Raw genomic sequence first — 24755 nt, forward strand, 5'->3', positions numbered from 1 at the left:
GGAACATATATCGAACGCATGGCGCAGCTCGACACCCGTGCGAAACTGGCGATCCTGGCCGATGCGGCCAAGTATGACGCGTCGTGTGCGTCGTCGGGCACGGCCAAGCGCAACTCGCGCGACGGGAAAGGGATCGGATCGACCGAGGGCATGGGCATCTGCCATGCCTATGCCCCCGATGGTCGCTGCATCTCGCTGTTGAAGATCCTGCTGACCAACAGCTGCATCTTCGACTGTCATTACTGTATCAACCGCAAGTCGTCGAACGTCCGCCGCGCGCGCTTCACCGCGCAGGAGGTCGTCGCGCTGACGCTCAATTTCTATCGGCGAAACTATATTGAGGGGCTGTTCCTGTCGTCGGGGATCATCGGGTCGTCCAACTATACGATGGAGCAGATCGTCGAGGTCGCGCGGTCTTTGCGGGAGGATCACGACTTTCGCGGCTATATCCACCTGAAGACCATTCCCGATGCCGATCCCGAGCTGGTGCATCTGGCGGGGGTCTATGCCGATCGGGTGTCGATCAATGTCGAACTGCCGACGACCGGGGGCCTCAAGCGCCTCGCCCCGGAAAAATCCGCGCCGCAGATCGAAGGGGCGATGGGCAACGTCGCCCACGCCATTGCCGACGGTCGCGATGCCCGCAAACGCTACAAGTCCGCGCCGAAATTCGCGCCGGCGGGGCAGTCGACGCAGATGATCGTCGGTGCCGATTCGGCGACCGATCGCGATATCGTGGGCAAGGCGTCGACGCTGTACGATCGCTATGCGCTGCGCCGCGTCTATTATTCGGCGTTCAGCCCGATCCCCGAGGCGTCCGCCGTCCTGCCGCTGCAACGCCCGCCGCTGATGCGCGAGCATCGGCTGTACCAGTCGGACTGGCTGATGCGCTTCTACGACTATCGAGCGGACGAGGTGCGCGCGGCGACGGACGATGCGACGGGGATGCTGCCGCTCGACATCGATCCCAAGCTCGCTTGGGCGCTGAAGTTCCGCGATCGCTTTCCGGTCGATGTGAACCGCGCGCCGCGCGAGATGCTGCTGCGGGTGCCGGGGCTGGGGGTGAAGGCGGTGAGCGCGATCCTGTCGGCGCGGCGCTGGCGGCGGCTGGCGCTGGCCGATGTCGCGCGGCTGACGGTGTCGGTGGCGAAGGTGCGGCCGTTCCTGATCGCCGACGACTGGCGGCCGGTGGTGCTGGCGGATCGCGCCGACCTGCGCCCGGTGGTGGCGCCGAAGAAGGCGGACCAGTTCGAGCTGTTCGGTTGAGGCTGCAAATCCCTCGCAAGAGAAACCTCCACCTGCCGTCGCCGTTGGTTGGATCGAACCAGCAAAGGAATTCCCAATGGCCGACGCCCGCATCTATGCCGACCTGAAGGCCGATCACGACCGGCACCGCGACCTGCTGAAGCGGATCGACGCAGCGAAGGGCGACGAGCGCGCCGAGCTGTTCGAGGAATTCCGCGTCGAGGTATCGGCCCATGCCGCTGCCGAGGAAGAGGCGCTCTACGCCACGATGCTCGCCAATCCCGATTTGCGCGACGAGGCGCGGCATTCGGTGTCGGAGCATAAGGAAATCGACGACTATCTGGGTGAGATCGCCAAGCTCGACACCGGCAGCAACGAGTGGAACGAGCGCTTTGCCGAGATGCGCCACCGCTACGAACATCATATCGACGAGGAAGAGGAAGAGATGTTCCCCGCCGCCGCCAAGGAACTGGACGACGCCGAGGAAGCGCGCATCGCCAAGGTGTTCGAGGATCGCAAGCCCAAGGAACTGGCGATCGCCGAGTCCTCGGAAGCGGGCGATGATCGCGACTGACGCCTGATGCGGGTCGCGACGCTGACGGCGGCGGATGATTTCGACGGGTGGCGCGATGCTGCCCGCAGCCTTGCCGCGCAGCGCGTGTCCCCGGCGGAGGTGGTGTGGCAGGTCGGCGACCTGCCCACCGACCTGTTCGCCGACGAAGCGATTGTTGCCAGCAACGCCCCCGCCCCCCGCGTACCGCGCGCGTTCATCGATCTGGCGCGCACGGTGGCGATGCATGCCGACCCGGCGCGGTTCGCGCTACTCTATGCCATGCTCGTCCGCCTGATCGCCGAACCCAGGCTGATCGACGACAAGGCCGATCCGGCGATGCGGCGACTGGAGGAAATGGCCAAGGCGGTGCGCCGCGACATCCACAAGATGCGCGCCTTCCTGCGGTTTCGCGAGGTCGAGGAGGCGGGCGGCACCCGCTTCGTCGCGTGGTTCGAGCCCGATCATCACATCGTTCGCCATAATGGCAGGTTCTTCGTCGACCGGTTCGCGGCGATGCGCTGGTCGATCCTGACGCCCGAGGTGTCGCTGCACTGGGACGGCGAAACCCTGTCCGAGGGGCCCGGCGCGACCAAGGCGGATGCGCCCGACGGCGATCCGGTCGAGGAAATGTGGAAGACCTATTACGCGTCGATCTTCAATCCCGCCCGGCTGAAGACCGGTGCGATGCTGAAGGAGATGCCGCGCAAATATTGGAAGAACATGCCCGAAACCGCGCTCGTCCCGGCGCTGATCGCGGGCGCACAGGCACGCGAGGCGGCAATGATCGAGACGGCACGGGCGGCCCCCGGCGGCAACAGCGAGGGCGCTTGGGCAGCGCTGCGCGAGGAAGCGAAGGGGTGCCAGCGCTGCCCGCTATGGCAACCGGCGACGCAGACGGTGTTTGGCGAAGGGCCGGTCGATGCCGAGATGATGGTCGTCGGCGAACAGCCGGGCGATCAGGAGGACCTGGCCGGGCGGCCGTTTGTCGGCCCGGCGGGGCAGGTGTTCGACCGGGCGATGGCCGAGGCCGGGATCGATCGGTCGCGGGTCTATGTCACCAACGCGGTCAAGCATTTCAAGTTCGAGCCGCGGGGCAAGCGGCGCATCCATGCCAAGCCCGGCGTGGGCGAAATCGATGCCTGCCGCTGGTGGATCGAACAGGAGCGCGGCATCCTGCGCCCGCGCATGACAGTCGCGCTGGGCGCGACGGCGGCGCGGTCGCTGACCGGCAAGACGGTGACGATTTCGCGCGAACGCGGCCGGGTGCTGACGCTGGCCGATGGCGGGGCGGCGTGGATCACGGTGCATCCGAGCTATCTGTTGCGACTGCCGGATAAAGCCCAGGCGGAGGAGGAGTTTGCGCGCTTCGTCGAGGATCTGAAGGGCGCGCGGGCGGCGATGGCTTGAGGCCAAAGTTCACGAAGTTCACACTCGCCGCGGTTTTGCGTTACCGATCCTCCGCGTCACCCCGGGCTTGACCTGGGGTCCCGCTTTTTGCTGACGTTGACAAGAAGCGGGACCCCGGATCAAGTCCGGGGTGACGATGGGGGCGGTCGGTTCGCACAAGTTCGAACCGTTCCGATGGAGAACGCAGGCTACCCGACCCACCCGCTGTAGGAAAATCATGCCGGCTTGGCGTGCCACCACGGCTCGGCCTGCGGCAGGGTGATCGCGTCGTGGTGCGCGGGGTCTTCCGCAATCGAGCGCAGGCGGTCGAGGTCCTCGGGCGTGTCGATGTCGATCAGTTCGGCGGGCGTCGTCACGACGTGGCGACCGGCGCGGACCAGATCGCGGGCGCCGGCATCGCCCTCCAGCGTTTCCAGAAAGTCGAAGCGGCCTGCACCGAACACGGCGGGGGGGCAGGGCTTGGTCCCGTCACTCGATGCCACCACGGCGTCGGCATCGTCGCGCGCGGTGTCGAGCAGGCGATAGACATGGGCGGCGGTGATGCGTGGCATGTCGGCGAGTGCGATGACGACGCCCCTTGCCCCCATCGCCCGCGCCGCGCGTGCCCCGAGCTGCACCGAGCGCGACATGCCCGCCGCCGGATCGTCGTTGACGATAACGTCGTAGCCGCGCGAGGCGAAGTCGAGCTTCGTCCCGTCGATCACCGCGATCCGGCCGAGAAACGGAATCGCCTCCAGCGCGGTGACGACATGATAGGCGACCGGCTTGTGCAGGAATTCCTGCGCCAGCTTGTCCGCATCGCCGAAACGCTGCGAGCGCCCCGCCGCCAGCAGGATCAGGACGGTATCTTCAGCCCGCATGGAAGCTCCTTACCATTGCCGCCGCGATCGACAGCGCGATTTCCGAAGGACCGATCGCCCCGATGTCCAGCCCGACCGGCCCGTCGATCCGCTCCAGCCCGGTGGCGCCGGCGGCGGCGAGGCGTTCGAGCCGCGCGGCATGGCTGCGCCGCGACCCCAGCGCGCCGATATAGGCGGCGGGGGTTTTCAGTGCCTCGATCAGCGCGGGGTCGTCGATCTTGATATCGTGGCTCAAGGTCACAACGGCGGTGGCGGCATCGGGTCTGAGCGCCTGCACCGCCTCGTCCGGCCAGCGATCGTCAAGGGTGACTCCAGGAAAGCGTTCCTCGGTGAGAAACCGCGCGCGCGGGTCGATGACGGTGGTGGCGATGCCCAGCGCGCGCGCCATGCCGGCCAGCGCCTGCGCAATCTGCACCGCGCCGATAATCAGCAGCCGGCGCGGCGGGTCGTAGCGGTTGGCAAAGGCACCTTCGACCGCGCCGATGGTCGTGCGGCCGGTGGTGCGGTCGGTCGACAGGGTGATCGGCTGGCCCTCCGCCCCGGCACCGGCGATCGCGCCGAACAGCGCGGGGTCGAAACCGTCTGCGTCTACGCGCTGGACCATCACCTCGATCTCGCCACCGCACGGCAAGCCGACTTCCCATGCGGCGGCGTCGGCCACGCCATAGCGTTTGATGACGAACGGCGCGCCAGCGATCACCTCCGCCGCGGTGGCGAGGATGTCGCTTTCGACGCAGCCGCCCGACACCGATCCTTCGAACCGGCCGTCCTGATGGACCAGCATATGGCTGCCGCGCGGGCGCGGGGCGGACCCCCAGGTCGAGGTGACCGTCGCCAGTGCGAGCGGCGCGCCGGCCCAGTCGCGGGCGGCAGTCAGGATGGTGTCGTTATCGGCCATGATGCTCCGATGATGGGGGATTTTGGGCGTGGTGGCCAGAGGAGTGGTTGGTCGTCTGGCGATATGGCCGCAACAAACTAGTCGTCACCCCGGACTTGATCCGGGGTCCCGCTTCTCCACCAAGATCAGAAAAAGAAGCGGGACCCCGGATCAAGTCCGGGGTGACGATTGGGTATGGGCAACGGCCTAGATCACGTCGAGCACCAGCCCGCGCGCCTTGGCTTCCTCGGCACCGATATACCAGTTGGCCGGAGCCTTCTGGACCAGTTCCTCGAACGGCACCTGCGACCCGGCAACGATAGCGCGAAAGCCCTCTTCCTCGATCTCGACCGAGGTTTCGATCTCGTGCAGCTTGGCCTTGAGCGTCGCGACCAGCATCTTGAGGGGGCCCGACAGTTCGATCGTGCTGGTCATCTGCCGTTCGTGCAGCATCAGCCGTGTGCCCTTGGTCAGGAAGCGCTTGTTGACCGGGAAGGCCGACATGAAGGTCGACCCGGCGGAATAGACCGCGACCTTGCCCAGAAACAGCGCCTCGCGCCCGGTATAGTCGCGCAACAGGCGAATATCGTCGCCCATCGCGCGGGCGACTTCCGGATCACCGCCGAGCGTCGAGATCGACACGACCAGCGGGCCATCGGCGGGGGCGGCCAAGACCTGGTTGCGGAAGCTCTCGTACATCGCATGGTCGACCGGGCCGGCCAGATGGACGTGCGGGCGGGCGAGCAGCGGATAGTCGTTGATGTCGGTATCGGGCATGGCGGGCGTTCCCTCTGGCGCAGTCGGCGGCGGTAACCGGAGGGGACGGGGGTTGGTTCCAGTTTTCTGTGGGAATTGATCCGGGGCGACGTTCGAGGAGCCTCCGCACCCTCGCGAAACGGAGAGGGGCGACCGGTTCTCACCGATCGCCCCTTCCCTAACCCGTTGAAAGCAGGATCAGTATACCCGCTTCTTGGGCTTGATATACTCTATCTCGTCGGTGAGCGTATAGTCATGCACCGGGCGATAATCGATCGCCGTCGCGCCGCCCTTGCCGCCCCAGCCGTCGAAGGTCGCGATGGTGTGCTTCATCCAGTTGGCGTCGTCGCGATCGGGGAAATCCTCGTTCACGTGCGCGCCGCGGCTTTCCTTGCGGTTCTGCGCCGACTTCATGGTCACCATCGCCTGCGCCAGCAGGTTGTCGAGTTCGAGCGTCTCGACCAGATCGGTGTTCCAGATCAGCGACCGGTCGGTGACGTTCACGTCGGCGAACGACTGGTAGATGGCGTCCATCATCGTGACGCCTTCGTTCAGCAGCGCATCGTCGCGGAACACGGCGCAGTGCTTCTGCATCGTCTTCTGCATGTCGAGGCGGATCTGCGCAGTCGGCTTGCCGCCGCTCGCATTGCGGAACCGGTCGAGACGGGCGAGTGCGAGGTCGGCCGAGTCGCCGGGCAGCGGCTTGTGCGGGGTGTTGGGCTTCAAGGTTTCCTTGAGGCGCAGGCCCGTCGCACGGCCGAACACGACCAGATCGATCAGCGAGTTGGAGCCGAGGCGGTTGGCGCCGTGGACCGACACGCAGGCCGCTTCGCCGACCGCGAACAGGCCGGGCACGACCGCATCGGGGTTGCCGTCGCGGTTGGTGACGACCTCACCATGATAGTTACACGGGATGCCGCCCATATTGTAGTGGACGGTCGGGGTCACCGGCAGCGGCTGGCGCGTCAGGTCGACGCCGGCAAAGATCTTGCCGGTTTCGGTGATGCCCGGCAGGCGTTCGGCCAGCACCTTCGGATCGATATGGTCGAGGTGCAGGAAGATATGGTCGCCGTCCTTGCCGACGCCGCGCCCTTCGCGCATTTCCATCGCCATCGAGCGCGACACGACGTCGCGCGACGCCAGGTCCTTGGCCGAGGGGGCGTAGCGTTCCATGAACCGCTCGCCGTCCTTGTTGGTGAGGTACCCGCCCTCGCCGCGCGCACCCTCGGTGATGAGGACGCCCGCGCCGTAGATGCCGGTCGGGTGGAACTGGACGAATTCCATGTCCTGCAAGGGCAAGCCGGCGCGCAGCACCATGCCGCCGCCGTCGCCGGTGCAGCTGTGCGCGGAGGTGGCGGAGAAGTAGCAGCGGCCGTAGCCGCCGGTCGCCAGCACCACCGAATGCGCGCGGAAGCGGTGGATCGATCCGTCTTCCATGCACAGCGCGATTACGCCCCGACAGACCTTTTCACCATTCGCGCCATCTTCCATGATGAGGTCGAGCGCGAAATATTCGATGAAGAAATCGGCGTCATACTTCAGCGACTGCTGGTACAGCGCGTGGAGCATGGCGTGGCCGGTACGGTCGGCAGCGGCGCAGGTACGCTGCACCGGGGGGCCTTCGCCCATATTCTGCATATGGCCGCCGAACGGACGCTGGTAGATCGTCCCGTCATCGTTGCGGCTGAACGGCACGCCAGCATGTTCCAGCTCGATCACCGCCGCCGGGGCTTCGCGGACCATATATTCGATCGCGTCCTGGTCACCGAGCCAGTCGGAGCCCTTGACGGTATCGTACATGTGCCACGACCAATGGTCGGGCGAGTTGTTGCCTAGCGAGGCGGCGATGCCGCCCTGTGCCGCGACGGTGTGCGACCGGGTCGGAAACACCTTGGTGATGCAGGCGGTCTTCAGCCCTGCCTCGGCGCTGCCCATCGTCGCGCGAAGGCCGGAGCCGCCCGCGCCGATGACGACGACGTCATAGGTGTGGTCGATGATCTTATAAGCGTCGGTGGCCATTATGCGGGCGTCCCGGTGAAAGCGATACGGAGGATCGAGAAGGCGGCGAGCAGCCAGCCCGCGCCATAGACGAGGTTCAGCACGACCAGCGCGACGACGCGCGTTTCGTCATGCTGGTAATCCTCGATCACGGTCTGCAGGCCCATCTTGGCATGGTAGAAGACCGAGGTGGCGAGCAGGATCAGCGGCACCGCGCCCCATGCCGACGACACCCAGGCATAGACGGTGTCGTAATCGTAGGACGGCAGCAACGCGAGCGACAGCACGAACCAGACCATCAGGACAAGGTTCGCAAACGCGGTCAGCCGCTGGTGCCAGAAATGATGCGCGCCGGCCTTGGCCGACCCCAGGCCGCGTACGCGGCCGATGCTGGTTCCGTTACCCATCAGTGCTTCCCCACCAGCAGCCAGGCCCACAGCGCGGCAGTCGCGCAGGCGGCGAAGACGATCGTCGCGACTGCGCTCTGGCGGTTGCCCTTCAGTTCGAAATTGGCGCCGATATCCATGAAGAAATGGCGGATGCCGTTGCCGATATGCTGGAACAGCGCGAAGCTGAGCCCGATGCCGAACAAATAGCCTACGGCCGCAAACGGCCCGGTGAACCACGACAGGAACCGCGCATAGCTGTCTTCGCCACCCGACAGCGCGGCCAGCCACCACACGAACAGCACAAGGCCGACCGTGCCCATGGCGACGCCGGTCGCACGGTGCAGGATCGACACCAGCATGTTCGGACCCCAGCGCCAGACCTGCAGGTGGGGCGATACGGGACGGGATTTGGGGCGGACCATGGCCAAGTCGGACATTCCTCAAGACAGCGCGCGCAGCCACGTCGGGCAGATGCGGATTTCCAGCGATTGTGGCCTATCTACGCACCCGCCCCGCCGATGCAAGTCCGCTTGCACGAAAGGGTGGCCCCGCACGGTTTGGCACCGCCCATGCGGCCCGTGGTCAACCGACTGTTAACGCCTGCACGTTACCCCGGATGGCAGAGGTGTCCGCCGTACCAGTTGCGGATGCTGCCGAACAGGGGAAGCGAATCGTGGGGACCAGGAAGCTGCCGGCGCCGGAAAGCGTGAGCCGGACGATCGATCTGCAAGAACGCCTGCGCCTGTTCAACATCACCGCCGACGACGTGGCCGCCGCGCGCGAATTGTGGACCGTCATCGAACCGCATGCGCGCGAGGTCGCCGCGGCGCACTTTACCCAGTCGCAAAAGGTCGGCGGGGCGAACAGCATGCACCGCAATTACGACCGGATGATCGAACTGGGCGTCGCCTATCTGCGCAACCGCTTTACCAACCTGACCGGCCTCGCCTGGGTCGAATCGTGCGAGCGCACCGTTGCCAGCGCGTTCGAGGCCGATGTCGCATTGACCGCGATCCTGTCGATGGGGGATGCCGGGGCGCGCTCGCTGCTCGACGTGCTGCGCCGGGGGATCACCGACGAAGCGGCGTTCCGCTATGCCGCCGAATTGCTGTTCCGGCTGCGCTCGCTGGAATGCGAAGTGTTCGTGTCGCTCTACAACGCCTATTTCCAGTTCGACCTGCAGGATTCGCGCGAGCGGCTGGCGCATGAGTTCCGCGACAATATCGGCGCGACGGTCGAACGCGCGAGCCGCGAGAGCGACACGCTGCGCATCCATGCCGGCCGCACCTCCGCCAATATCCGCGGCATGCTGGGCAAGGCATCAGAAGTCGCCGCCGCCGCCGAACAGTCGGCGGTCGCGATGCGGGAGGCCGCCGCCACCTCCGCCGGGCTGATCCGCGCGATCGAGGATGCCCGCATGGAAGTCGAAGCCGCCGCCGAAATCGCGACCCGCGCATCGGAACAGGCCGGCACCGCCGTCGGCATGTCGGAAGCACTGTCCGACCATGCGAAATCGATCGAATCGATCCTGGGCCTGATCCGCGATATTGCCGGACAGACCAACCTGCTGGCGCTGAACGCCACGATCGAGGCAGCGCGTGCGGGCGATGCCGGGCGCGGCTTTGCCGTGGTGGCGCAGGAGGTGAAAAGCCTCGCCAGCCAGACCGCGCGCGCCACCGACGACATCGCCGCCAAGATCGCCGCGATCCAGGCCGCGACGCGGTCGACTGTCGAAACCAACGCATCGATCCGCGCGACCGTCAGCGAGGTGCAGGAAAGCGCCAACCGCATCCGCAGCGCGATGGAGGTGCAGGCGCAGACCGTCACCGCAATCACGGCGGCCGTGGACGAAACCGCGCTGGCCGCCGATTCGATGTCGTCGACCATCGCCGCGATCCGCGAGGACACCGAAACGGTCGCGTCGGAAATCGACCGGGTGGGCGACGGCTTCACCTCGCTCGACAGCGAACTGGGCGCGCTGAAGGCCAGCGCCACCGATTTCGTCGGCAAGGTCGCGGCATAAGGCCAGCCCTGCCCTCCCCGGACCTGGTCCGGGGTTCCGCGCCCTACGGACAGCACCCAAGGCGCGGGACCCCGGATCAGGTCCGGGGACGGTGCATCGATCGCGATGCCCTGCCACTGCACATGCATTGAATGTGCCCCCGCCCGCGCCTACACCGCGCGACCATGGTATTTCCGACCCTGACGGCTCTCGCGCGATGAGCTGGAAACTCACCCTCCCCTGCACCCGCGCCGAAGCGGAGGCGATCGATGCGGCCGAGGATTTCGGCATCGATCCGGCGCCCGTGCTGATGACCACCGAGACGGTCGAGGACGATACCGAGACGTGGCGGCTGGACGCCTATTTCGAGGCGGAGCCAGACGCCGCCGCCATCGCGACGATCGCGGCGCTGGTGCCGAGCGCTGCCGGCACGCACCCCGAGATCGAGGCGCTGGGCGATGAAGACTGGGTGACGATGAGCCAGGCGGGGCTGGAGCCGCTGCATGTCGGGCGCTTCTTCGTCCACACCGCAGCCCATGCCGATGCGGTACCGGCGGGGGCGCGGGCGTTCCTGATCGATGCCGGGCGCGCGTTCGGTACAGGGCATCACGAAACGACCAGCGGGTGCCTGGCGATGCTCGACCGGCTGGCGGGCACGGCGTTTACCAACGCCATCGACCTGGGCACCGGGACCGGGCTGCTCGCCTTTGCCGCGCGCGAGCTGTGGCCGGCGGCGCGGGTGATCGCGACCGATATCGATCCGGTGGCGATCGATGTGACCGCCGACAATGCGCGGATCAACGCGGTCGAGGGCGTCGAGTTGGTGGTCGCCGATGGCGCGCTGTCCGATGCGATTACCGCCGCTGCACCCTATGACCTGTTGATCGCCAACATCCTGGCCGGGCCGCTGATGTCGATGGCGCCCGAGGTGGCGGCGATCGCCGCGCCCGGAGCGACGATCGTGCTCGCGGGCCTGCTGGAGACGCAGCGGGACGATGTGGTCGCGGCCTATGCGGCGTGTGGCTGTTCGCTCGAAGAGGTCGACCGGCGAGGCGACTGGAGCGTGCTGCGGCTGGCGGCGGGGGCCGAACGCTTCGTGCCGACCGCGCCGATCGATCCGAAGGGGCGCGACGGCTGGGCTTTGGACCTCTAATCCTCCCCGGCACGGGGAAGGGGACCAGCGAAGCTGGTGGAGGGGGCGGTCGGCATACGGCACCGTTGCGTTGCGCCGACACCCCCCTCCACCACCGCTTCGCGGCGGTCCCCCTCCCCGCGCACCGGGGAGGATCTTAGAGTTTGGACCTCGCGTAATCCTGCGTGCCATGCGTCACCACCGCGTCGTCCGGCAGCACTTCGTCGACCGCGATCGCGCGTTCGTCGCGGATCGCATCGTACACCGGCGCGAAGTCGGTCTCGACGGTCAGACGCAGCAGTTCGTCGAAGCTGGGGATGACGAAATAGGTCTGCTGGAAATCGTCGATGCGGTAATCGGTGCGCATCACGCGGGTGAGGTCGAGCATGATCCGGTTGGGGCTGGGGTCGTCGAGCGAGAAGCGGGTTTCCGCCGCGCTCGACACGATGCCCGCGCCATAGATGCGCAAGCCGTCGGCCTCCTGCACCAGCCCGAATTCGACGGTGTACCAGTAGAGCCGCGCCAGCTGCTTGAGCGATCCCAGTTCCAGCGCTCGCAGGCCGCCGCGACCATAAGCCGCGAGATAGTCGGCGAATACCGGGTCAGCGAGCATCGGCACATGGCCGAACACGTCGTGGAAGACGTCGGGTTCCTGCAGATAATCGAGCTGGTCGGGCCGGCGGATGAAATTGCCCGCGACGAAGCGGCGGTTGGCCATGTGGGTGAAGAACACGTCGTCGGGCACCAGCCCCGGCACCGCGACGACGCGCCAGCCGGTAAGCGCTTCCAGCCGATCCGACAGTTCCTCGAAATCGGGGATGCCCGATTCGGAGAGTTGCAGCGCGTCCAGCCCGCGCAGGAACGCATCGGACGCGCGACCGGGCAGCAGCGCCATCTGTCGCGCGTACAGCGTGTCCCACGTCGCGTGATCTTCGGCGCTATAGGCGTCCCAACCCTGCGGGATGGTCCAGTCGGCATTGGCCCCTGCGGGCGGGCGGTCGAGTACATGGGTTTCGCTTGCCATCCGTAAATAGTAGCATGGGAAACGATGCGACGGAAATGGCTGCGCCGAATTGCGGGTATGGTGGGTGCGGTCGTGCTGGTCGTGCTGCTCTATGCCTTTGTCGGGCTGGTCGGCGGGGCGATTCCGGCCGGGGGTGCGCCCGCGCCGACGCAGGGCGTCCGCATCTATGTCGAGGATAACGGCATCCATACCGGCATCGTCCTGCCCAAGCATGCCGCCGGGGTTTCGTTCGACGATCTGGTACGGGCACGCGATCTGGCCGATCCGCGCTATGCGGGGCATGGCTGGCTGTCGATCGGCTGGGGCGAGCGGAATTTCTATCTCGGCACGCCGACCTGGGCCGACGTGAAGCCCGCCACCATCGCCGCCGCCGCGATCGGCAGCGACGCGGTGGTGCTGCATGTCGGGCATCTGCCGGAGCCGGTGGGCGAGCCGGGCGTTTATCCGGTGATGCTGACCCCCGACCAATATCGCCGACTGGTGACCGCGATCCGGGCGAGCTTTGCCGCGCGCACCGATCCGGTCCACGGCTATGGCCCGTCCGACGCCTTCTACGTCGCGCGCGGGCGGTACAGTGCGGTCGAGACGTGCAATGCGTGGACCGGGCGGATGCTGCGCGCGGCGGGCGTGCCGATGGGGCGGTGGACGCCGTTCCCGATCACGGTGACGTCGTGGCTGTAGAGACCCTGCCCCCGCCCCCGCTCGGCCAGTTTTTGATCGAGACGCCGCGCGCCGCGCTTGCGTTGGCGGGGGTGCCGTTCGGGTGGCGGCAGGCGCTCTCCGGCGTGCCGCGGGCGCAGGGTGAGCCGGTGCTGTTGTTGCCGGGGCTGTTCAACAGCGACCGGTCGATGACGATCATGGCGCGGTATCTGCGCGACCTCGGGCACGTCCCGCATGGCTGGGGGCTGGGGCGCAATTTCGGGCAGCGCAGCATCGGCGCGGACGGACAGGCGCTGATCGAGCAGGTCGATGCGGTGGCGCAAGGTGCCGGGCGGCCGGTCGCGCTGGTCGGGGTCAGCATGGGCGGGATCATGGCGCGCTTCGTGGCGCATCGCCGCCCCGATCTGATCGAACAGGTGGTGACGGTCGCCAGCCCCTATGCCGGGCCGGCGCGGTCGACACGGGTCTGGCGGCTGTACGAATGGATCAGCGGCGAATCGGTCGACGATCCCGCCGTGCTGGCGCTGGCCGACGAAGTACGCCGGCCGCTGACCGTCCCCGCGACCGCGATCTGGAGCGCCAGCGACGGGCTGGTCAACGGGATGGGCTGTCATGTGCCGGGCGAACCGGGCTGTCGCGCGGTCGAGGTGGTGAGCAGCCATTACGGCGTGCAGACCCGGCTGATCGTGCTGCGCGCGGTGGCGGAGGCGCTGGCGGGGAATCGTATCTCCACCTCCGTTCGTCCTGAGTAGCCACTGAGCTTGTCGAAGGGGCGTATCGAAGGACCATTTGGGGCAGGTGCTTCGATACGGGTCTTCGACTTCGCTCAGCCCCTACTCAGCACGAACGGTTATTTCGTGAAAAATAAGTCTCTTCAATCGTCGTCGCGTCGTTCACGCCGCCGCCGCGCTTCTTCCTTGCGCAGTTCGCGGCCTTCGCGGGCTTCCTTCTTGCGCATCTTCCGGCCGTAGTTGCGGTCGGCTTCCGACTGGCTGGTGGTGGTCCAGTCGACCACCTGCGCGCCCGCGCGCACCGGCGCGGTCGCGACGTTCCATACCGTGCTGACGCACCCCCCGGTCAGCGGCGCCACCGCCAATACCATCCACGCCAGTCGCATCTGTCTGTCCTCAATAGGGTTTGTCTCGCACTTGTGCCCCGATTAGCGGGAAATCGGTGAAGAAACCATCGACGCCGGCATCGACCGCATCGGCGATCTCCTGCCCGATACGGCCATGGGTCGCCGGATCGCCCGGTACGCGATACGATTCGGGAAGGAAGGCGTTTTCCGCGCGATAGGTCCAGGGGTGGACGCGCAGGCCGGCCACATGGGCGTCATGCACCAGTGGTTTATCCCGGCCGACCAGCACCTTGTTCGGGCCGATGCCCCAGGCATAGGTCGCCACCGCCTTCAGCCCCGCCGGGGTCGCCATCGTCGCATAGCTGTCGACCGCATGGTCGGCCGGGCCGCCGGTATCGTTCATCAGCTGGATCAGGCGGATGCCGGTCAGTGTCTTCAGCGCCTTCAGGTTGTTCACCTCGAACGACTGGATGAACACCGGCGCCTGCGGGCTGTCCCAGCCGGCGGCGCGCAGTTCGCGCACGAGGCGCTTTTCCATCGGATGGCCGATCGCCGCGAAATAGGTCGGATGCTTGGTTTCGGGATAGATGCCGATGGTGCGGCCGGTCGCGGCGGTGGCGCGCTTGGCAAGGGCGATCACCTCGGCCAGCGTCGGGACGGGTTGCTGGCCGTCATAGGCGGTATTGCCGGGGCGGAACTGCGGCAGGCGTTCCTTCGCGCGCAGCGTGCGCAGTTCGGCGAGCGTGAAGTCTTCGGTGAACCAGCCGGTGATCGCGGCCCCGTCGATCGTCTTGGTCGTGTGGCGGCTGGCGAATTCGGGATGGTCGGCGACGTCGGTCGTGCCCGAAATCTCGTTCTCGTGCCGGGCGACGAACACATTATCCTTGGTCAGTACGAGGTCGGGCTCGATGAAGTCCGCCCCCTGTTCGATCGCGAGTTCATACGCCGCCAGCGTGTGTTCGGGGCGCGATCCGCTGGCCCCGCGATGCGCGATCACGATCGGCGGGCTGGTCAGCGGTCGTTCCTCGGCCATCGGTGCGCTTCCCATCATCGCCGCCACTATCATCCCCAACATCTGCGACCCTCTCGCAACAGGAAACCCTTTGGATCGCGATCGTTAGCCATCACGACCAACGGAGCGCGCCCCATGCAATTCACCATCAACGGACAGCCGTATCAGGCGGAGGTCGACATCCGCACGTCGCTGCTCGACCTGCTGCGCGAACATCTTTCGCTCACCGGCAGCAAGAAGGGCTGCGATCATGGCCAATGCGGGGCGTGCACCGTGCTGGTGAACGGCCGCCGCATCAATGCCTGCCTCACGCTCGCCGTGATGCATCAGGATGACGACATCGTGACGATCGAGGGATTGGGCACGCCGGACAAGCTGCATCCGCTGCAGGCCGCGTTCGTCAAGCATGACGGATTCCAGTGCGGATATTGCACGCCGGGGCAGATTTGTTCGGCGGTCGGCATGCTGGACGAGGTGGCGAAAGGCTGGCCAAGCCATGTCAGCGCCGACCTTGCCGACGCCGACTTTACCGACGATGAAATCCGCGAGCGGATGAGCGGCAATATCTGTCGCTGCTCGGCCTATCCCAACATCGTCGACGCGATCCGTGAAGTCGCCGATGCAAAAGTGGAGACGGCGGCATGAAGCTGTTCGACTATGCCAAGGCCGACAGCGCCGAAGCCGCCGTGCGCGAGGGTGCCGAAGACGGCACGAAGTTCATCGCGGGCGGGACCAACCTGCTCGACCTGATGAAATTGCAGATCGAGACGCCGGCGCGGCTGGTCGATATCAGCCGCCTGCCGCTGAACGATATCGAGGACATCGACGGCGGCGTGCGGATCGGGGCGCTGGTGCCCAATTCGGACCTCGCCGCATCGCCCGTCATCCGCGAGCGCTACGAGGTGCTCAGCCGCGCGCTGCTCGCCGGGGCATCGGGGCAGCTGCGTAACAAGGCGTCGACCGGTGGCAACCTGCTGCAACGCACCCGCTGCTATTATTTCTACGAGACCGCCGCGCGCTGCAACAAACGCGTGCCGGGGTCGGGTTGCGATGCGAAGGAAGGCTTCAACCGCATCCTCGCCGTGCTGGGGACCAGCGAGGCGTGCATCGCGACGCATCCGAGCGACATGGCGGTGGCGATGCGCGCGCTGGACGCGACGATCGTGACGCTCGGCAGCGATGGTGAGAAGCGGCGGATCGCGATCGGCGATTTCTATCGCCTGCCCGGCGACACGCCGGAGGTCGAGAATGTGCTGCGTCCCGGCGAGCTTATCACCCATATCGAATTGCCGCCCGCTCCCGAAGGCAAGCAGACCTATCGCAAGGTGCGCGACCGGGCGTCCTATGCGTTTGCGCTGGTGTCGGTCGCCGGGATCGTCGCAGTCGAAGACGGCAAGATCACCTCCGTGCGACTGGCGTTCGGTGGTCTCGGCCCGATGCCGTGGCGGGACGAGGGCGTGGAGCGCCTGCTGGTCGGGCAGGCCCCGTCCGACGAATTGTTCGGACAGGCCGCCGACCTGTTGCTGCGCGATGCCAGGGGTTTCGGCAGCAATGATTTCAAGATTCCACTGACGCGCCGCACGCTGGTTGCGACGCTGCGGGAGCTGACGGCATGACCACCAACGCACTGCGCATGGACAAGCCCGTCGAACAGAGCCTGCTCGATTCGGGCGTGCAGGGGATCATCGGCAAGGGGATCGAGCGGATCGACGGTCCGCTGAAAGTCGCGGGACAGGCGACCTATGCCGCCGAATATGCCCCCGACAACCTCGCCTATGGCTTTCTGGTGCGTGCACCATTCGCGGCGGGCACGATCACCGCGATCGATGCCGAGGGAGCGAAGGCACTGCCCGGTGTGCTGGACGTCGTGGTCGACCTGAAGACTTTCATCCGCAACGCGCAGCAGGGCGGCGAGACCGGCGCGCCGACGCAGGGCGTCAAGGACGTCGCCTATTTCGGTGAGCCGGTGGCGATCGTCGTGGCGGAGAGCTTCGAGATTGCCCGCGACGCGGCACAGCTGGTGTCGATCCGCTTCGATCCCGCCGAGGGCGTGTTTACCTTCGACGACCGGCTGGACAGCGCGAAGAAGCCGCCGGCGGGATCGATGCCGCCCTATCACAAGCAGGGTGACCTCGACGCGGCGATGGCCGATGCGGCATTCACCGTCGATGACATCTGGACCACGCCGTCGCAAAACTCGGCGGCGATGGAGCCGCACGCCTCGACCGCGGTGTGGGACGACGACGGCCTGACGCTCTACGGCGCGTACCAGATGCCGTCGTCAGACAAGCAACAGCTGGCCAAGGCGCTGGGTGAGCGTGCGTCGCGGGTGCGGATCGTCGCGCGCTATGTCGGTGGCGGCTTTGGATCGAAGCTCGGCATCGCGCCCGAATCGGTCGCAACCGCGATCGCCGCGAAGGCGGTCGGACGGCCGGTCAAGACGGTGATGACCCGCCAGCAAGTGTTCGACACCACCGTGCGCCGGTCGAACACGCATCAGCGGATGCGGCTGGCCGCCGATGCCGAGGGCAAGCTGACCGGGATCGGGCATGAGACGATCACCAGCAATCTGCCGGGCGAGGGCTATTTCGAACCGGCGGGCATCGCCACCCAATTCCTGTATGCCGGCGAAAACCGCGTCATCACCCATGACGTGGTCGAGCTGAACCGCATGCTGTCGGGATCGATGCGCGCGCCGGGCGAGGCAGTCGGGCTGCTGGCGCATGAGAATGCGATGGACGAACTGGCCGAAAAGATCGGCATCGATCCGGTCGAGCTGCGCCGGCGCAACGATGCCGCGCGCGATCCGCAGAAGGATGTGCCCTTCTCCACCCGCTCGCTGACGCGTTGCCTTGATTCGGGCGCGAAGGCATTCGGTTGGGATGCGCGCAACCAGACGCCGGGTGGCCAGCGCGAGGGCGACTGGCTGATCGGACAGGGCATGGCGGCAACCACCCGCACCAACATGCTGCAGCCGAGCGAGGCAGCGGTGACGATCGGGCCCGACGGCCGCGCGCTGATCGAAACCGACATGACCGACATCGGCACCGGCACCTACACCATCCTGGCGCAGATCGCGGGCGAGTTGCTGGGTCTGCCCATCGAGCGGATCGACGTGCATCTGGGCGATACCAAGTCGCCGCCGGGCGCGGGTTCAGGTGGCTCGTGGGGTGCGGGCAGCAGCGGGTCGTCGGTCTATCTGGCGGCGCAGGCGCTGCGGGAGAAGCTGGCGAAGGCGATGGACGTCGCCCCCGACGAGCTGACGCTGAAGGACGGCCATGCGGTCGCCGGCAATCGCCGCGTGCCGATCGGCGAGCTGGTCGGCGACGGGATCACCGCCACCGGATCGATCGAGCCGGGCAAACAGGAAAAGGAAACGACGCAGGCCGGCTACGGCGCGCATTTCTGCGAGGTGAAGGTCCATGCCGTCACCGGCGAGGTCCGCGTCACCCGCTGGCACGCGACGTTCGAGGCCGGGCGCATCCTGAACCAGCAGACCGCGCGGTCGCAGTGCATCGGCGGCATCGTGTTCGGCATCGGCGCCGCGCTGACCGAGGAACTGGTGCATGACGACCGCGACGGGCGGATCGTGAACCACGACCTGGCGGAATATCATGTGCCGGCCCATGCCGACATTCCGCCGATCGACATCGTGTTCCTCGACGAACGCGACGTCCATGCCAACCCGCTCCATGCCAAGGGGATCGGCGAACTGGGCATCGGCGGCGCAGGCGCGGCGGTGGTCAACGCGATCTACAATGCGACCGGCGTCCGGGTGCGCGATTACCCCGCGACGCTGGACAAGCTGCTGGAAGGGTTGCCGGCAGTGTGAGGGGTGGTGGGGAGCGGACGTCCGTCGCGGACGCTGCTCCCTCCCCTTAGGACAGTTTTCCCTTGTTCGCGTTTGCGGCAACCCTACCTGTCATGTATCTGACCCGCAGACCGGGTGGATTACCCACCCACTAGCCGAACCGAGCGAGTATCATGGCCGAATTCCGTTTGCCCAAGAACAGCGTCGTCAAGAAGGGTACGACCCACAAGTCGCCGACGTCGGGCCGGATCAAGAAATTCAAGGTCTATCGCTACGACCCCGATTCGGGCCAGAATCCGCGCTACGACGATTTCGAGATCGATCTGGACGAATGCGGGCCAATGGTGCTCGACGCGCTGATCAAGATGAAGTCGGAGCAGGACCCCTCGCTCACCTTCCGCCGGTCCTGCCGCGAAGGGATTTGCGGGTCGTGTTCGATGAACATCGACGGTCGCAACGGCCTCGCCTGCACGACGGCGATCGAGGATATCAAGGGCGATATCCGCATCACCCCGCTGCCGCACATGGACGTCATCAAGGACCTGGTGCCGGACTTCACGCATTTCTATGCGCAGTACGCGTCGATCAAGCCGTGGCTGCAGACCGTGACCCCGGAACCCGCTGGCAAGGAACGGCTCCAGTCGCCGGACGAGCGCGCCAAGCTCGACGGGCTGTACGAATGCATCCTGTGCGCCTGCTGCTCGACCTCGTGCCCGAGCTATTGGTGGAACAGCGACAAGTTCCTGGGTCCGGCGATCCTGCTGCAGGCCTATCGCTGGCTGGCGGACAGCCGCGACGAGATGACCGGCGAGCGTCTGGACGAGCTGGAAGATCCGTTCCGCCTGTATCGTTGCCACACGATCATGAACTGCGCGAACGTGTGTCCGAAGGGGTTGAACCCGGCCAAGGCGATCGCCGAGATCAAGAAGATGGAAGTCGAGCGGATCATCTGATCGCTTCGTGCCCTACTATTTCCTCCCCGTTCGGTTCGAGCAGCTTCGAGCTTGTCGAGAAGCGTATGTCGAGAACTCGGTTGATGTTGCCACCGCCTTCTCGACTTCGGTTCTCGACAGGCTCGAACCTGCGCTCGAAGCAAACGGGGTGGTTTGGGTAGGGGCGGGACGCGCATGACCGTCCTCACCCGTTACGACCAACTCGTCACCGCCGGCGAACTCCGCCCCGACCCCGAACAGCGCGCCGCCGCCGAGCGGCTGTCGCGCCTTGCCGATGCCATCGACCATCCGCCCAAACGCGGCCTGTTCGCGCGCCTGACCGGCGGCGACGCGCCACCGCCGCGCGGCGTGTACCTGTGGGGCGGGGTCGGGCGGGGCAAGTCGATGCTGATGGACCTGTTCTACGACTGTGTCGCAGACCCCGCCAAGCGCCGCGTCCATTTCCATGCCTTCATGATCGAGGTCCATGCCCGCCTGGCAACCGAGCGCGCCAAGGAGGTCGGCAACCCCGTGCCCCCGGTGGCCGAGGCGCTGGCGAAGGACCTGAAGCTGCTCGCGTTCGACGAAATGGTCATCAACAACACCGCCGACGCGATGGTGCTGTCGCGGCTGTTTACCGAGATGATGACGCATGGCGTGACGATGGTCGCAACGTCGAACCGCCCGCCGGTCGACCTGTACAAGGACGGGTTGCAGCGCGACAGCTTCCTGCCGTTCATCCAGCTGCTCGAAACGAACCTCGACGTGCTGCCGCTCAACGGCCCGACCGATTATCGTCGCGACCGGCTGGGCGCGGTCGATACGTGGCTGGTGCCCAATGGCCCGGCGGCGACCGAAGCGCTGTCGGCAGCATTCTTTCGCCTGACCGACTTCGCCGTCGAGGATGCGGCGCATGTGCCGTCGTGCGACCTCGATGTCGGCGGGGGCCGGACGCTGCATGTGCCCAAGGCACTGAAAGGCGTCGGAGTGTTCAGCTTCAAGCGACTATGTGGCGAGGCGCGCGGCGCGCCCGATTACCTCGCCATCGCGCGGGCGTTTCACACGGTGATCCTGGTCGGCATTCCGGTGCTGGGTCCGGACAACCGCAACGAGGCGGCCCGGTTCGTGACGCTGATCGACGCGCTGTACGAATATCGCGTGAAGTTGCTGGCGGCGGCGGATGCGCAGCCGGGCGAGCTGTACCCGACCGGCGATGGGCGGTTCGAATTCGACCGGACGATCAGCCGACTGGAAGAGATGCGGTCGGAGGAATATCTCACCAAGGGGCATGGCGAGGGGTAGCTTCGCTTCCTCCCCCTCTACGCCCCCGATCGCTTCGAGCGCAGGTTCGAGCCTGTCGAGAACCGAAGTCGAGAAGGGGGTGCCCCAAGCGACCCGTTCTCGACGGACGCTTCTCGACAAGCTCGAAGCTGCTCGAACCAGACGAGAATGCGCAGGATCACCCCCGCCGTGCATCCGCCTTCTTGGTCCTGAGCGTCGCCGATGCCGCTGTCGGATCGTCCGGCCACGGATGGCGCGGATAGCGGCCGCGCATTTCCTTCGACACGTCGCGCCACGACCCGGCCCAGAAGCCCGGCAGGTCGCGCGTCGTCTGGATCGGGCGGCCGGCGGGCGAGGTGAGGCTGAGCGTCAGCGGCTGGCCCGCCACCATCGGATGGGTGGCGAGGCCGAACAGCGCCTGCACCCGCAGCTCCACCCGTGGTCCCCCTTCGGCAGCATAGTCGATCGCGTGGCTCGACCCGGCGGGGCTTTCGAACCGCGCGGGCGCGAGGCGGCGGACCTGCTGCATCCAGTCCCAGCCCGCCTGTTGCTCCAGCGCGTCGTGCAGCCCGGTCACCGCGTCGAGCCGCCGCTTGCCGGTCAGGAGCGGGGGCAGCCAGTCGTCGATCGCAGCGGTCAGCGCCGCGTCGCCCAGCAGATCGTCCTGCCCCAGCATCGCCGCGACATAGGCAGATCGCCGCCGCAGCGTCTCCGCGCCCTCCCACGGCAACAGCGACAGGTCGCCGCGCACCGCCTGCGTCAGCGCGGCGGCGATCTCGTTGGGCGAGGCGGCGGCATCGGGGCCGGACGACAGCCGGATCGCGCCCAGCCGGCGTTCGCGCAGCGCCACGATGCCGCGCGTGGCGGGATCGAAGCGGACGCTGCGCCGCGTTTCGATCCGGTCGCCGAACAGCTGCTCGACCGTCGCCTGGTCGATCGCGACGGCGGACAAGATGCGCGCGCCCGCCGCCTGCCCCTGCGTCTCGGCCACTGCCAGCCATTCCGCGGAACCGAGTGCGGCGGCGTCGAGGGTAAAGCCGCGGCCGCCGACCGAGGCCCAGCGTTCGCCGCCGGCATCGCGGCGCTTGGCGATCCGGTCGGGAAAGGCCAGCGCGACGCTGCGCGCCAGCGCGTCGGCGGGCGGATCGTCCCGGCCCTTCGCCAATTTGCGCCAGCGGTCGGCAAGGCGACGCGATGCCTCGGCCCGCTGCCCGCGTTCGGTACGCCAGCGGCGACGGCGCTGGTCGAGGTCGGTGTCGTTGCCGCCCAGCCCCCGTTCGCCCAGCAGCACCGCCACCTCCGCCGCCGCGCCGGCAAAGCCGCCCTCGCCCGCGCGGATCAGCATATGGGCAAGGCGCGGCGACAGCGGCAGTGCGGCGATGGCGAGGCCGTGCGGGGTCGGACGGCCATCGGCATCGATCGCATCGAGCGTCGCGAGGCGCGCGCGTGCTTCGTCGATGGCGGCGGCGGGTGGCGGGTCGAGCCAGCGCAGGCTGGTCGGATCGGTGACGCCCCATTTGCCACATTCGAGCACCAGTGCCGACAGATCGGCTTCGAGGATTTCGGCGGGGTCGAAACGGGGCAACCCGGCGGTCGCGGCCGCTTCCCACAGGCGATAGGCGACGCCCGGCCCCTGTCGCGCGGCACGACCGGCACGCTGGGTCACCGCCGCCTGGCTTGCGCGTTCGGTGGTCAGCCGCGTCATCCCCGCCGCGCGATCATAGCGCGGACGACGGGCAAGGCCGGAATCGACGACGATGCGGATGCCGTCGAGCGTCAGCGAGGTTTCGGCGATGCTGGTCGCCAGCACGATCTTGCGCCGCCTCTCCGGATCCGGGGCGATCGCAGCGCGCTGCTCGGCGGGCAGCAGCGTGCCGTGCAGCCGATGCAAGACCGCGCCATCGGGCACCGTAATGCGTTCGGCCGTCCGCTCGATCTCCGCGACGCCGGGCAGGAAGGCGAGGATGCCACCCTCCGCTTCCACCAGCGCGCGGCGGATCGCGGCGGCAACCGAATCCTCGATCCGCGCCTCGGCATTGCGGCCGATATGACGCAGGTCGAGCGGGTAGGAGCGCCCCTCGCTCTCGATCACCGGGGCATCGTCCATCAGCGCGGCGAAGCGTTCGCCATCCAGCGTCGCCGACATGGCGAGGATGCGCAGGTCGGGGCGCAGCGCCGCCTGTGCATCCAGCGCGAGGGCAAGACCGAAATCGCTGTCGAGGCTGCGTTCATGCACTTCGTCGAACAGCACCGCCGATACGCCCGCCAGTTCGGGATCGGCCTGGATACGAGCGACGAAGATGCCCTCGGTCATCACCGTCACGCGGGTGGCCGCTGACCGCTTGCTGTCCATGCGGGTAGCATAGCCGAAGGTCTGGCCAACCGGTTGGCCTGCGGTCGCGGCCATGCGCTCGGCGGCGGCGCGGGCGGCGATGCGGCGGGGGGAGAGGAGCAGGATTTCGCCGGTCACCCACGGTTCGGTAAGCAACGCCGGCGCGACCGCGGTGGTCTTGCCCGCGCCCGGCGGCGCGACGAGGACGGCGGAAGTACGGTCGCGCAACGTCTGGAGGAGGTGGGGGAGGACCGCATGGATGGGGAGCATGGGCGTCCCCTTAGCAATCCTCCCCGCCTGCGGGGAGGGGGACCAGCGCAGCTGGTGGAGGAGGCTCGCCGCGCAATGCTGCCGTTCCGTCTGCGGACACCCCCCTCCACCATGCTTCGCATGGTCCCCCTCCCCGTGCCGGGGAGGAGTTTAGAGGGTGTCGGGGTTGGGGCCCAAGCGCCCGTCTTCGCGGTCCATCGCGTCGAGCTTTGCCACCTGTTCGTCCGTCAGCGTCACCTGCTGCGCCGCGAGGTTCTCCTCGATCCGCGCGCGCGACGATGCCTTGGGGATCACGCCCAGCCCGGCTTGCAGATGCCACGCCAGAATCACCTGCGCCGGGGTCGCGCCAGCCTCTTCGGCAATCGCGGGGATGGTCGGATCGGTCAGCAGCGTGCCCTGCCCCAGCGGCGACCAGCTCTGCGTGACGATGCCGAGCCGTTCGTGGGCTGCGCGCGCCTTGCGCTGCTGAAAGGTCGGATGCAGCTCGATCTGGTTGAGCGCTGGCACGACGCCGGTGGCATCGACGATCCGGTCGAGATGGTCGGGCGAGAAGTTCGACACGCCGATCGATCCGACCCGCCCCTCTTCGCGTAATCGCACCAGCGCCTTCCACGTTTCGACATAGCGATCCTCGGACGGCATGGGCCAGTGGATCAGGAACAGGTCGATGCGCGGCAGCAGCGCGGCGCTGGCGTCAAACGCCTTGAGCGCGTTATCGTAGCCCATCGCATCGCGCCACAATTTGGTGGTGACGAAGATGTCGGTATCGCCGGTCGCCTCGCCGACGCCGGCTTCGTTCGCATAGAAGGCGGCGGTGTCGATCAGGTGATAGCCGGCGTCGATTGCTTCGCGCGACAGGCGGGCGGAATCTTCGGCGGGGATTTTATAGGTGCCGAAGCCGATGGCGGGGATGGTGTGGCCGTCGTTGAAGCGGAGGTCGGTCATGGGGCGTCCGTTTGATTGGTGGGGTCGGTTGCCAAACAATGACGACGCGATCCGTTCCCTGCCCCCTCCCGTTCGTGCTGAGTAGGGACTGAGCTTATCGAAGGCCCGTATCGAAGCATCCGCGGCGGTCCTTCGATACGCCATTTCGACAGGCTCAATGGCTACTCAGGACGAACGGGGGTAGGTGTTCG

Annotated in this window: 23 protein-coding genes; 12 read left to right on the plus strand and 11 right to left on the minus strand. The window is 67.1% G+C overall.

The features are described 5' to 3' along the window. The first annotated feature begins 18 nt into the window (after positions 1-18). The 3 genes from ASE58_RS14740 to ASE58_RS14750 all read left to right on the plus strand — a co-directional run bounded on the left by ASE58_RS14740 (position 19) and on the right by ASE58_RS14750 (position 3205). Positions 19-1266, plus strand: coding sequence for a putative DNA modification/repair radical SAM protein (locus ASE58_RS14740; RefSeq protein ID WP_055822912.1), 1248 nt, complete (start codon positions 19-21; stop codon positions 1264-1266). Positions 1267-1342: 76 nt separating this feature from the next. After that, complete coding sequence (locus ASE58_RS14745; RefSeq protein ID WP_055762270.1) at positions 1343-1819, plus strand: hemerythrin domain-containing protein; 477 nt, start codon at positions 1343-1345, stop codon at positions 1817-1819. 6 nt (positions 1820-1825) lie between these two features. Then, positions 1826-3205: a UdgX family uracil-DNA binding protein gene (locus ASE58_RS14750; RefSeq protein WP_055822914.1), complete on the plus strand. Its 1380-nt coding sequence runs from the start codon at positions 1826-1828 to the stop codon at positions 3203-3205. 215 nt (positions 3206-3420) lie between these two features. On the opposite strand, the gene ASE58_RS14755 is transcribed toward ASE58_RS14750, so the two are convergent. The 6 genes from ASE58_RS14755 to sdhC form a co-directional block, all read right to left on the minus strand. Beyond that, a complete protein-coding gene (locus tag ASE58_RS14755) occupies positions 3421-4065 on the minus strand; it encodes a nucleotidyltransferase family protein (RefSeq protein WP_055822917.1) in 645 nt (214 codons plus the stop codon). Further along, positions 4055-4963 carry an XdhC family protein gene (locus ASE58_RS14760; RefSeq protein ID WP_055822920.1) on the minus strand — a complete coding sequence of 303 codons (909 nt, stop codon included), beginning with the start codon at positions 4961-4963 and terminating at the stop codon, positions 4055-4057. The genes ASE58_RS14755 and ASE58_RS14760 overlap by 11 nt, the downstream gene beginning before the upstream one ends. A gap of 186 nt (positions 4964-5149) precedes the next feature. Beyond that, positions 5150-5719 (minus strand): ATP-dependent Clp protease proteolytic subunit, encoded by a 570-nt coding sequence (locus ASE58_RS14765; protein WP_055762284.1) that lies wholly within the window; start codon positions 5717-5719, stop codon positions 5150-5152. 177 nt (positions 5720-5896) lie between these two features. Continuing rightward, entirely contained in the window at positions 5897-7717 is a 1821-nt protein-coding gene (sdhA, locus tag ASE58_RS14770) for a succinate dehydrogenase flavoprotein subunit (protein WP_055762287.1), read from the minus strand. After that, positions 7717-8103, minus strand: a complete 387-nt coding sequence (sdhD, locus tag ASE58_RS14775) for a succinate dehydrogenase, hydrophobic membrane anchor protein (RefSeq protein WP_055822923.1) — start codon at positions 8101-8103, stop codon at positions 7717-7719. The genes sdhA and sdhD overlap by 1 nt, the downstream gene beginning before the upstream one ends. Next, the gene (sdhC, locus tag ASE58_RS14780; RefSeq protein WP_327196342.1) at positions 8103-8507 is read right to left on the minus strand and encodes a succinate dehydrogenase, cytochrome b556 subunit; all 405 of its coding nucleotides are present in this window, start codon (positions 8505-8507) and stop codon (positions 8103-8105) included. Before sdhC ends, sdhD begins: the two co-directional genes overlap by 1 nt. Before the next feature lie 251 nt (positions 8508-8758). On the opposite strand from sdhC, the gene ASE58_RS14785 reads away from it, so the two are divergent. Together ASE58_RS14785 and ASE58_RS14790 are read left to right on the plus strand one after the other, a co-directional pair. Continuing rightward, positions 8759-10108 carry a methyl-accepting chemotaxis protein gene (locus tag ASE58_RS14785; RefSeq protein WP_235511907.1) on the plus strand — a complete coding sequence of 450 codons (1350 nt, stop codon included), beginning with the start codon at positions 8759-8761 and terminating at the stop codon, positions 10106-10108. Between the two features lie 196 nt (positions 10109-10304). After that, positions 10305-11240, plus strand: a complete 936-nt coding sequence (locus ASE58_RS14790) for a 50S ribosomal protein L11 methyltransferase (RefSeq protein ID WP_055822926.1) — start codon at positions 10305-10307, stop codon at positions 11238-11240. Positions 11241-11376: 136 nt separating this feature from the next. Here the strand turns inward: ASE58_RS14790 and phhA are convergent, their stop codons facing one another. Then, complete coding sequence (phhA, locus tag ASE58_RS14795; RefSeq protein WP_055822929.1) at positions 11377-12243, minus strand: phenylalanine 4-monooxygenase; 867 nt, start codon at positions 12241-12243, stop codon at positions 11377-11379. 24 nt (positions 12244-12267) lie between these two features. On the opposite strand from phhA, the gene ASE58_RS14800 reads away from it, so the two are divergent. Next, positions 12268-12924, plus strand: a complete 657-nt coding sequence (locus ASE58_RS14800) for a TIGR02117 family protein (protein WP_235513637.1) — start codon at positions 12268-12270, stop codon at positions 12922-12924. Beyond that, positions 12915-13655: an esterase/lipase family protein gene (locus tag ASE58_RS14805; protein WP_235513638.1), complete on the plus strand. Its 741-nt coding sequence runs from the start codon at positions 12915-12917 to the stop codon at positions 13653-13655. The genes ASE58_RS14800 and ASE58_RS14805 overlap by 10 nt, the downstream gene beginning before the upstream one ends. A 122-nt stretch (positions 13656-13777) precedes the next feature. Here the strand turns inward: ASE58_RS14805 and ASE58_RS14810 are convergent, their stop codons facing one another. After that, complete coding sequence (locus ASE58_RS14810; protein ID WP_055822934.1) at positions 13778-14020, minus strand: hypothetical protein; 243 nt, start codon at positions 14018-14020, stop codon at positions 13778-13780. Between the two features lie 10 nt (positions 14021-14030). Next, entirely contained in the window at positions 14031-15056 is a 1026-nt protein-coding gene (locus ASE58_RS14815; protein WP_156347759.1) for a glycerophosphodiester phosphodiesterase, read from the minus strand. A 72-nt stretch (positions 15057-15128) separates the two neighbouring features. On the opposite strand from ASE58_RS14815, the gene ASE58_RS14820 reads away from it, so the two are divergent. The 5 genes from ASE58_RS14820 to zapE all read left to right on the plus strand — a co-directional run bounded on the left by ASE58_RS14820 (position 15129) and on the right by zapE (position 21038). Then, positions 15129-15638 carry a 2Fe-2S iron-sulfur cluster-binding protein gene (locus ASE58_RS14820; protein ID WP_082468093.1) on the plus strand — a complete coding sequence of 170 codons (510 nt, stop codon included), beginning with the start codon at positions 15129-15131 and terminating at the stop codon, positions 15636-15638. Beyond that, entirely contained in the window at positions 15635-16609 is a 975-nt protein-coding gene (locus ASE58_RS14825) for an FAD binding domain-containing protein (RefSeq protein ID WP_055762315.1), read from the plus strand. Before ASE58_RS14820 ends, ASE58_RS14825 begins: the two co-directional genes overlap by 4 nt. Next, entirely contained in the window at positions 16606-18825 is a 2220-nt protein-coding gene (locus ASE58_RS14830) for a xanthine dehydrogenase family protein molybdopterin-binding subunit (RefSeq protein ID WP_055822939.1), read from the plus strand. Before ASE58_RS14825 ends, ASE58_RS14830 begins: the two co-directional genes overlap by 4 nt. 152 nt (positions 18826-18977) lie before the next feature. Next, complete coding sequence (locus tag ASE58_RS14835; protein WP_055762308.1) at positions 18978-19757, plus strand: succinate dehydrogenase iron-sulfur subunit; 780 nt, start codon at positions 18978-18980, stop codon at positions 19755-19757. Between the two features lie 174 nt (positions 19758-19931). Continuing rightward, a complete protein-coding gene (zapE, locus tag ASE58_RS14840) occupies positions 19932-21038 on the plus strand; it encodes a cell division protein ZapE (RefSeq protein ID WP_055822942.1) in 1107 nt (368 codons plus the stop codon). A 157-nt stretch (positions 21039-21195) separates the two neighbouring features. Here the strand turns inward: zapE and hrpB are convergent, their stop codons facing one another. After that, positions 21196-23619, minus strand: coding sequence for an ATP-dependent helicase HrpB (hrpB, locus tag ASE58_RS14845; protein WP_055822944.1), 2424 nt, complete (start codon positions 23617-23619; stop codon positions 21196-21198). Positions 23620-23769: 150 nt separating this feature from the next. After that, positions 23770-24564 (minus strand): aldo/keto reductase, encoded by a 795-nt coding sequence (locus ASE58_RS14850; RefSeq protein ID WP_055822947.1) that lies wholly within the window; start codon positions 24562-24564, stop codon positions 23770-23772. Positions 24565-24755: the final 191 nt, after the last annotated feature.

This window comes from Sphingomonas sp. Leaf9 (assembly GCF_001421355.1).
Classification (GTDB): domain Bacteria; phylum Pseudomonadota; class Alphaproteobacteria; order Sphingomonadales; family Sphingomonadaceae; genus Sphingomonas.

Coding starts and splice junctions, on each gene's coding strand:
- ASE58_RS14740 (WP_055822912.1), top strand. CDS start 19: ATGGCGCAGCTCGACACCCGTGCGAAACTGGCGATCCTGGCCGATGCG.
- ASE58_RS14745 (WP_055762270.1), top strand. CDS start 1,343: ATGGCCGACGCCCGCATCTATGCCGACCTGAAGGCCGATCACGACCGG.
- ASE58_RS14750 (WP_055822914.1), top strand. CDS start 1,826: ATGCGGGTCGCGACGCTGACGGCGGCGGATGATTTCGACGGGTGGCGC.
- ASE58_RS14755 (WP_055822917.1), bottom strand. CDS start 4,065: ATGCGGGCTGAAGATACCGTCCTGATCCTGCTGGCGGCGGGGCGCTCG.
- ASE58_RS14760 (WP_055822920.1), bottom strand. CDS start 4,963: ATGGCCGATAACGACACCATCCTGACTGCCGCCCGCGACTGGGCCGGC.
- ASE58_RS14765 (WP_055762284.1), bottom strand. CDS start 5,719: ATGCCCGATACCGACATCAACGACTATCCGCTGCTCGCCCGCCCGCAC.
- sdhA (WP_055762287.1), bottom strand. CDS start 7,717: ATGGCCACCGACGCTTATAAGATCATCGACCACACCTATGACGTCGTC.
- sdhD (WP_055822923.1), bottom strand. CDS start 8,103: ATGGGTAACGGAACCAGCATCGGCCGCGTACGCGGCCTGGGGTCGGCC.
- sdhC (WP_327196342.1), bottom strand. CDS start 8,507: ATGGTCCGCCCCAAATCCCGTCCCGTATCGCCCCACCTGCAGGTCTGG.
- ASE58_RS14790 (WP_055822926.1), top strand. CDS start 10,305: ATGAGCTGGAAACTCACCCTCCCCTGCACCCGCGCCGAAGCGGAGGCG.
- phhA (WP_055822929.1), bottom strand. CDS start 12,243: ATGGCAAGCGAAACCCATGTACTCGACCGCCCGCCCGCAGGGGCCAAT.
- ASE58_RS14800 (WP_235513637.1), top strand. CDS start 12,268: ATGCGACGGAAATGGCTGCGCCGAATTGCGGGTATGGTGGGTGCGGTC.
- ASE58_RS14810 (WP_055822934.1), bottom strand. CDS start 14,020: ATGCGACTGGCGTGGATGGTATTGGCGGTGGCGCCGCTGACCGGGGGG.
- ASE58_RS14815 (WP_156347759.1), bottom strand. CDS start 15,056: ATGTTGGGGATGATAGTGGCGGCGATGATGGGAAGCGCACCGATGGCC.
- ASE58_RS14820 (WP_082468093.1), top strand. CDS start 15,129: ATGCAATTCACCATCAACGGACAGCCGTATCAGGCGGAGGTCGACATC.
- ASE58_RS14825 (WP_055762315.1), top strand. CDS start 15,635: ATGAAGCTGTTCGACTATGCCAAGGCCGACAGCGCCGAAGCCGCCGTG.
- ASE58_RS14830 (WP_055822939.1), top strand. CDS start 16,606: ATGACCACCAACGCACTGCGCATGGACAAGCCCGTCGAACAGAGCCTG.
- ASE58_RS14835 (WP_055762308.1), top strand. CDS start 18,978: ATGGCCGAATTCCGTTTGCCCAAGAACAGCGTCGTCAAGAAGGGTACG.
- zapE (WP_055822942.1), top strand. CDS start 19,932: ATGACCGTCCTCACCCGTTACGACCAACTCGTCACCGCCGGCGAACTC.
- hrpB (WP_055822944.1), bottom strand. CDS start 23,619: ATGCTCCCCATCCATGCGGTCCTCCCCCACCTCCTCCAGACGTTGCGC.
- ASE58_RS14850 (WP_055822947.1), bottom strand. CDS start 24,564: ATGACCGACCTCCGCTTCAACGACGGCCACACCATCCCCGCCATCGGC.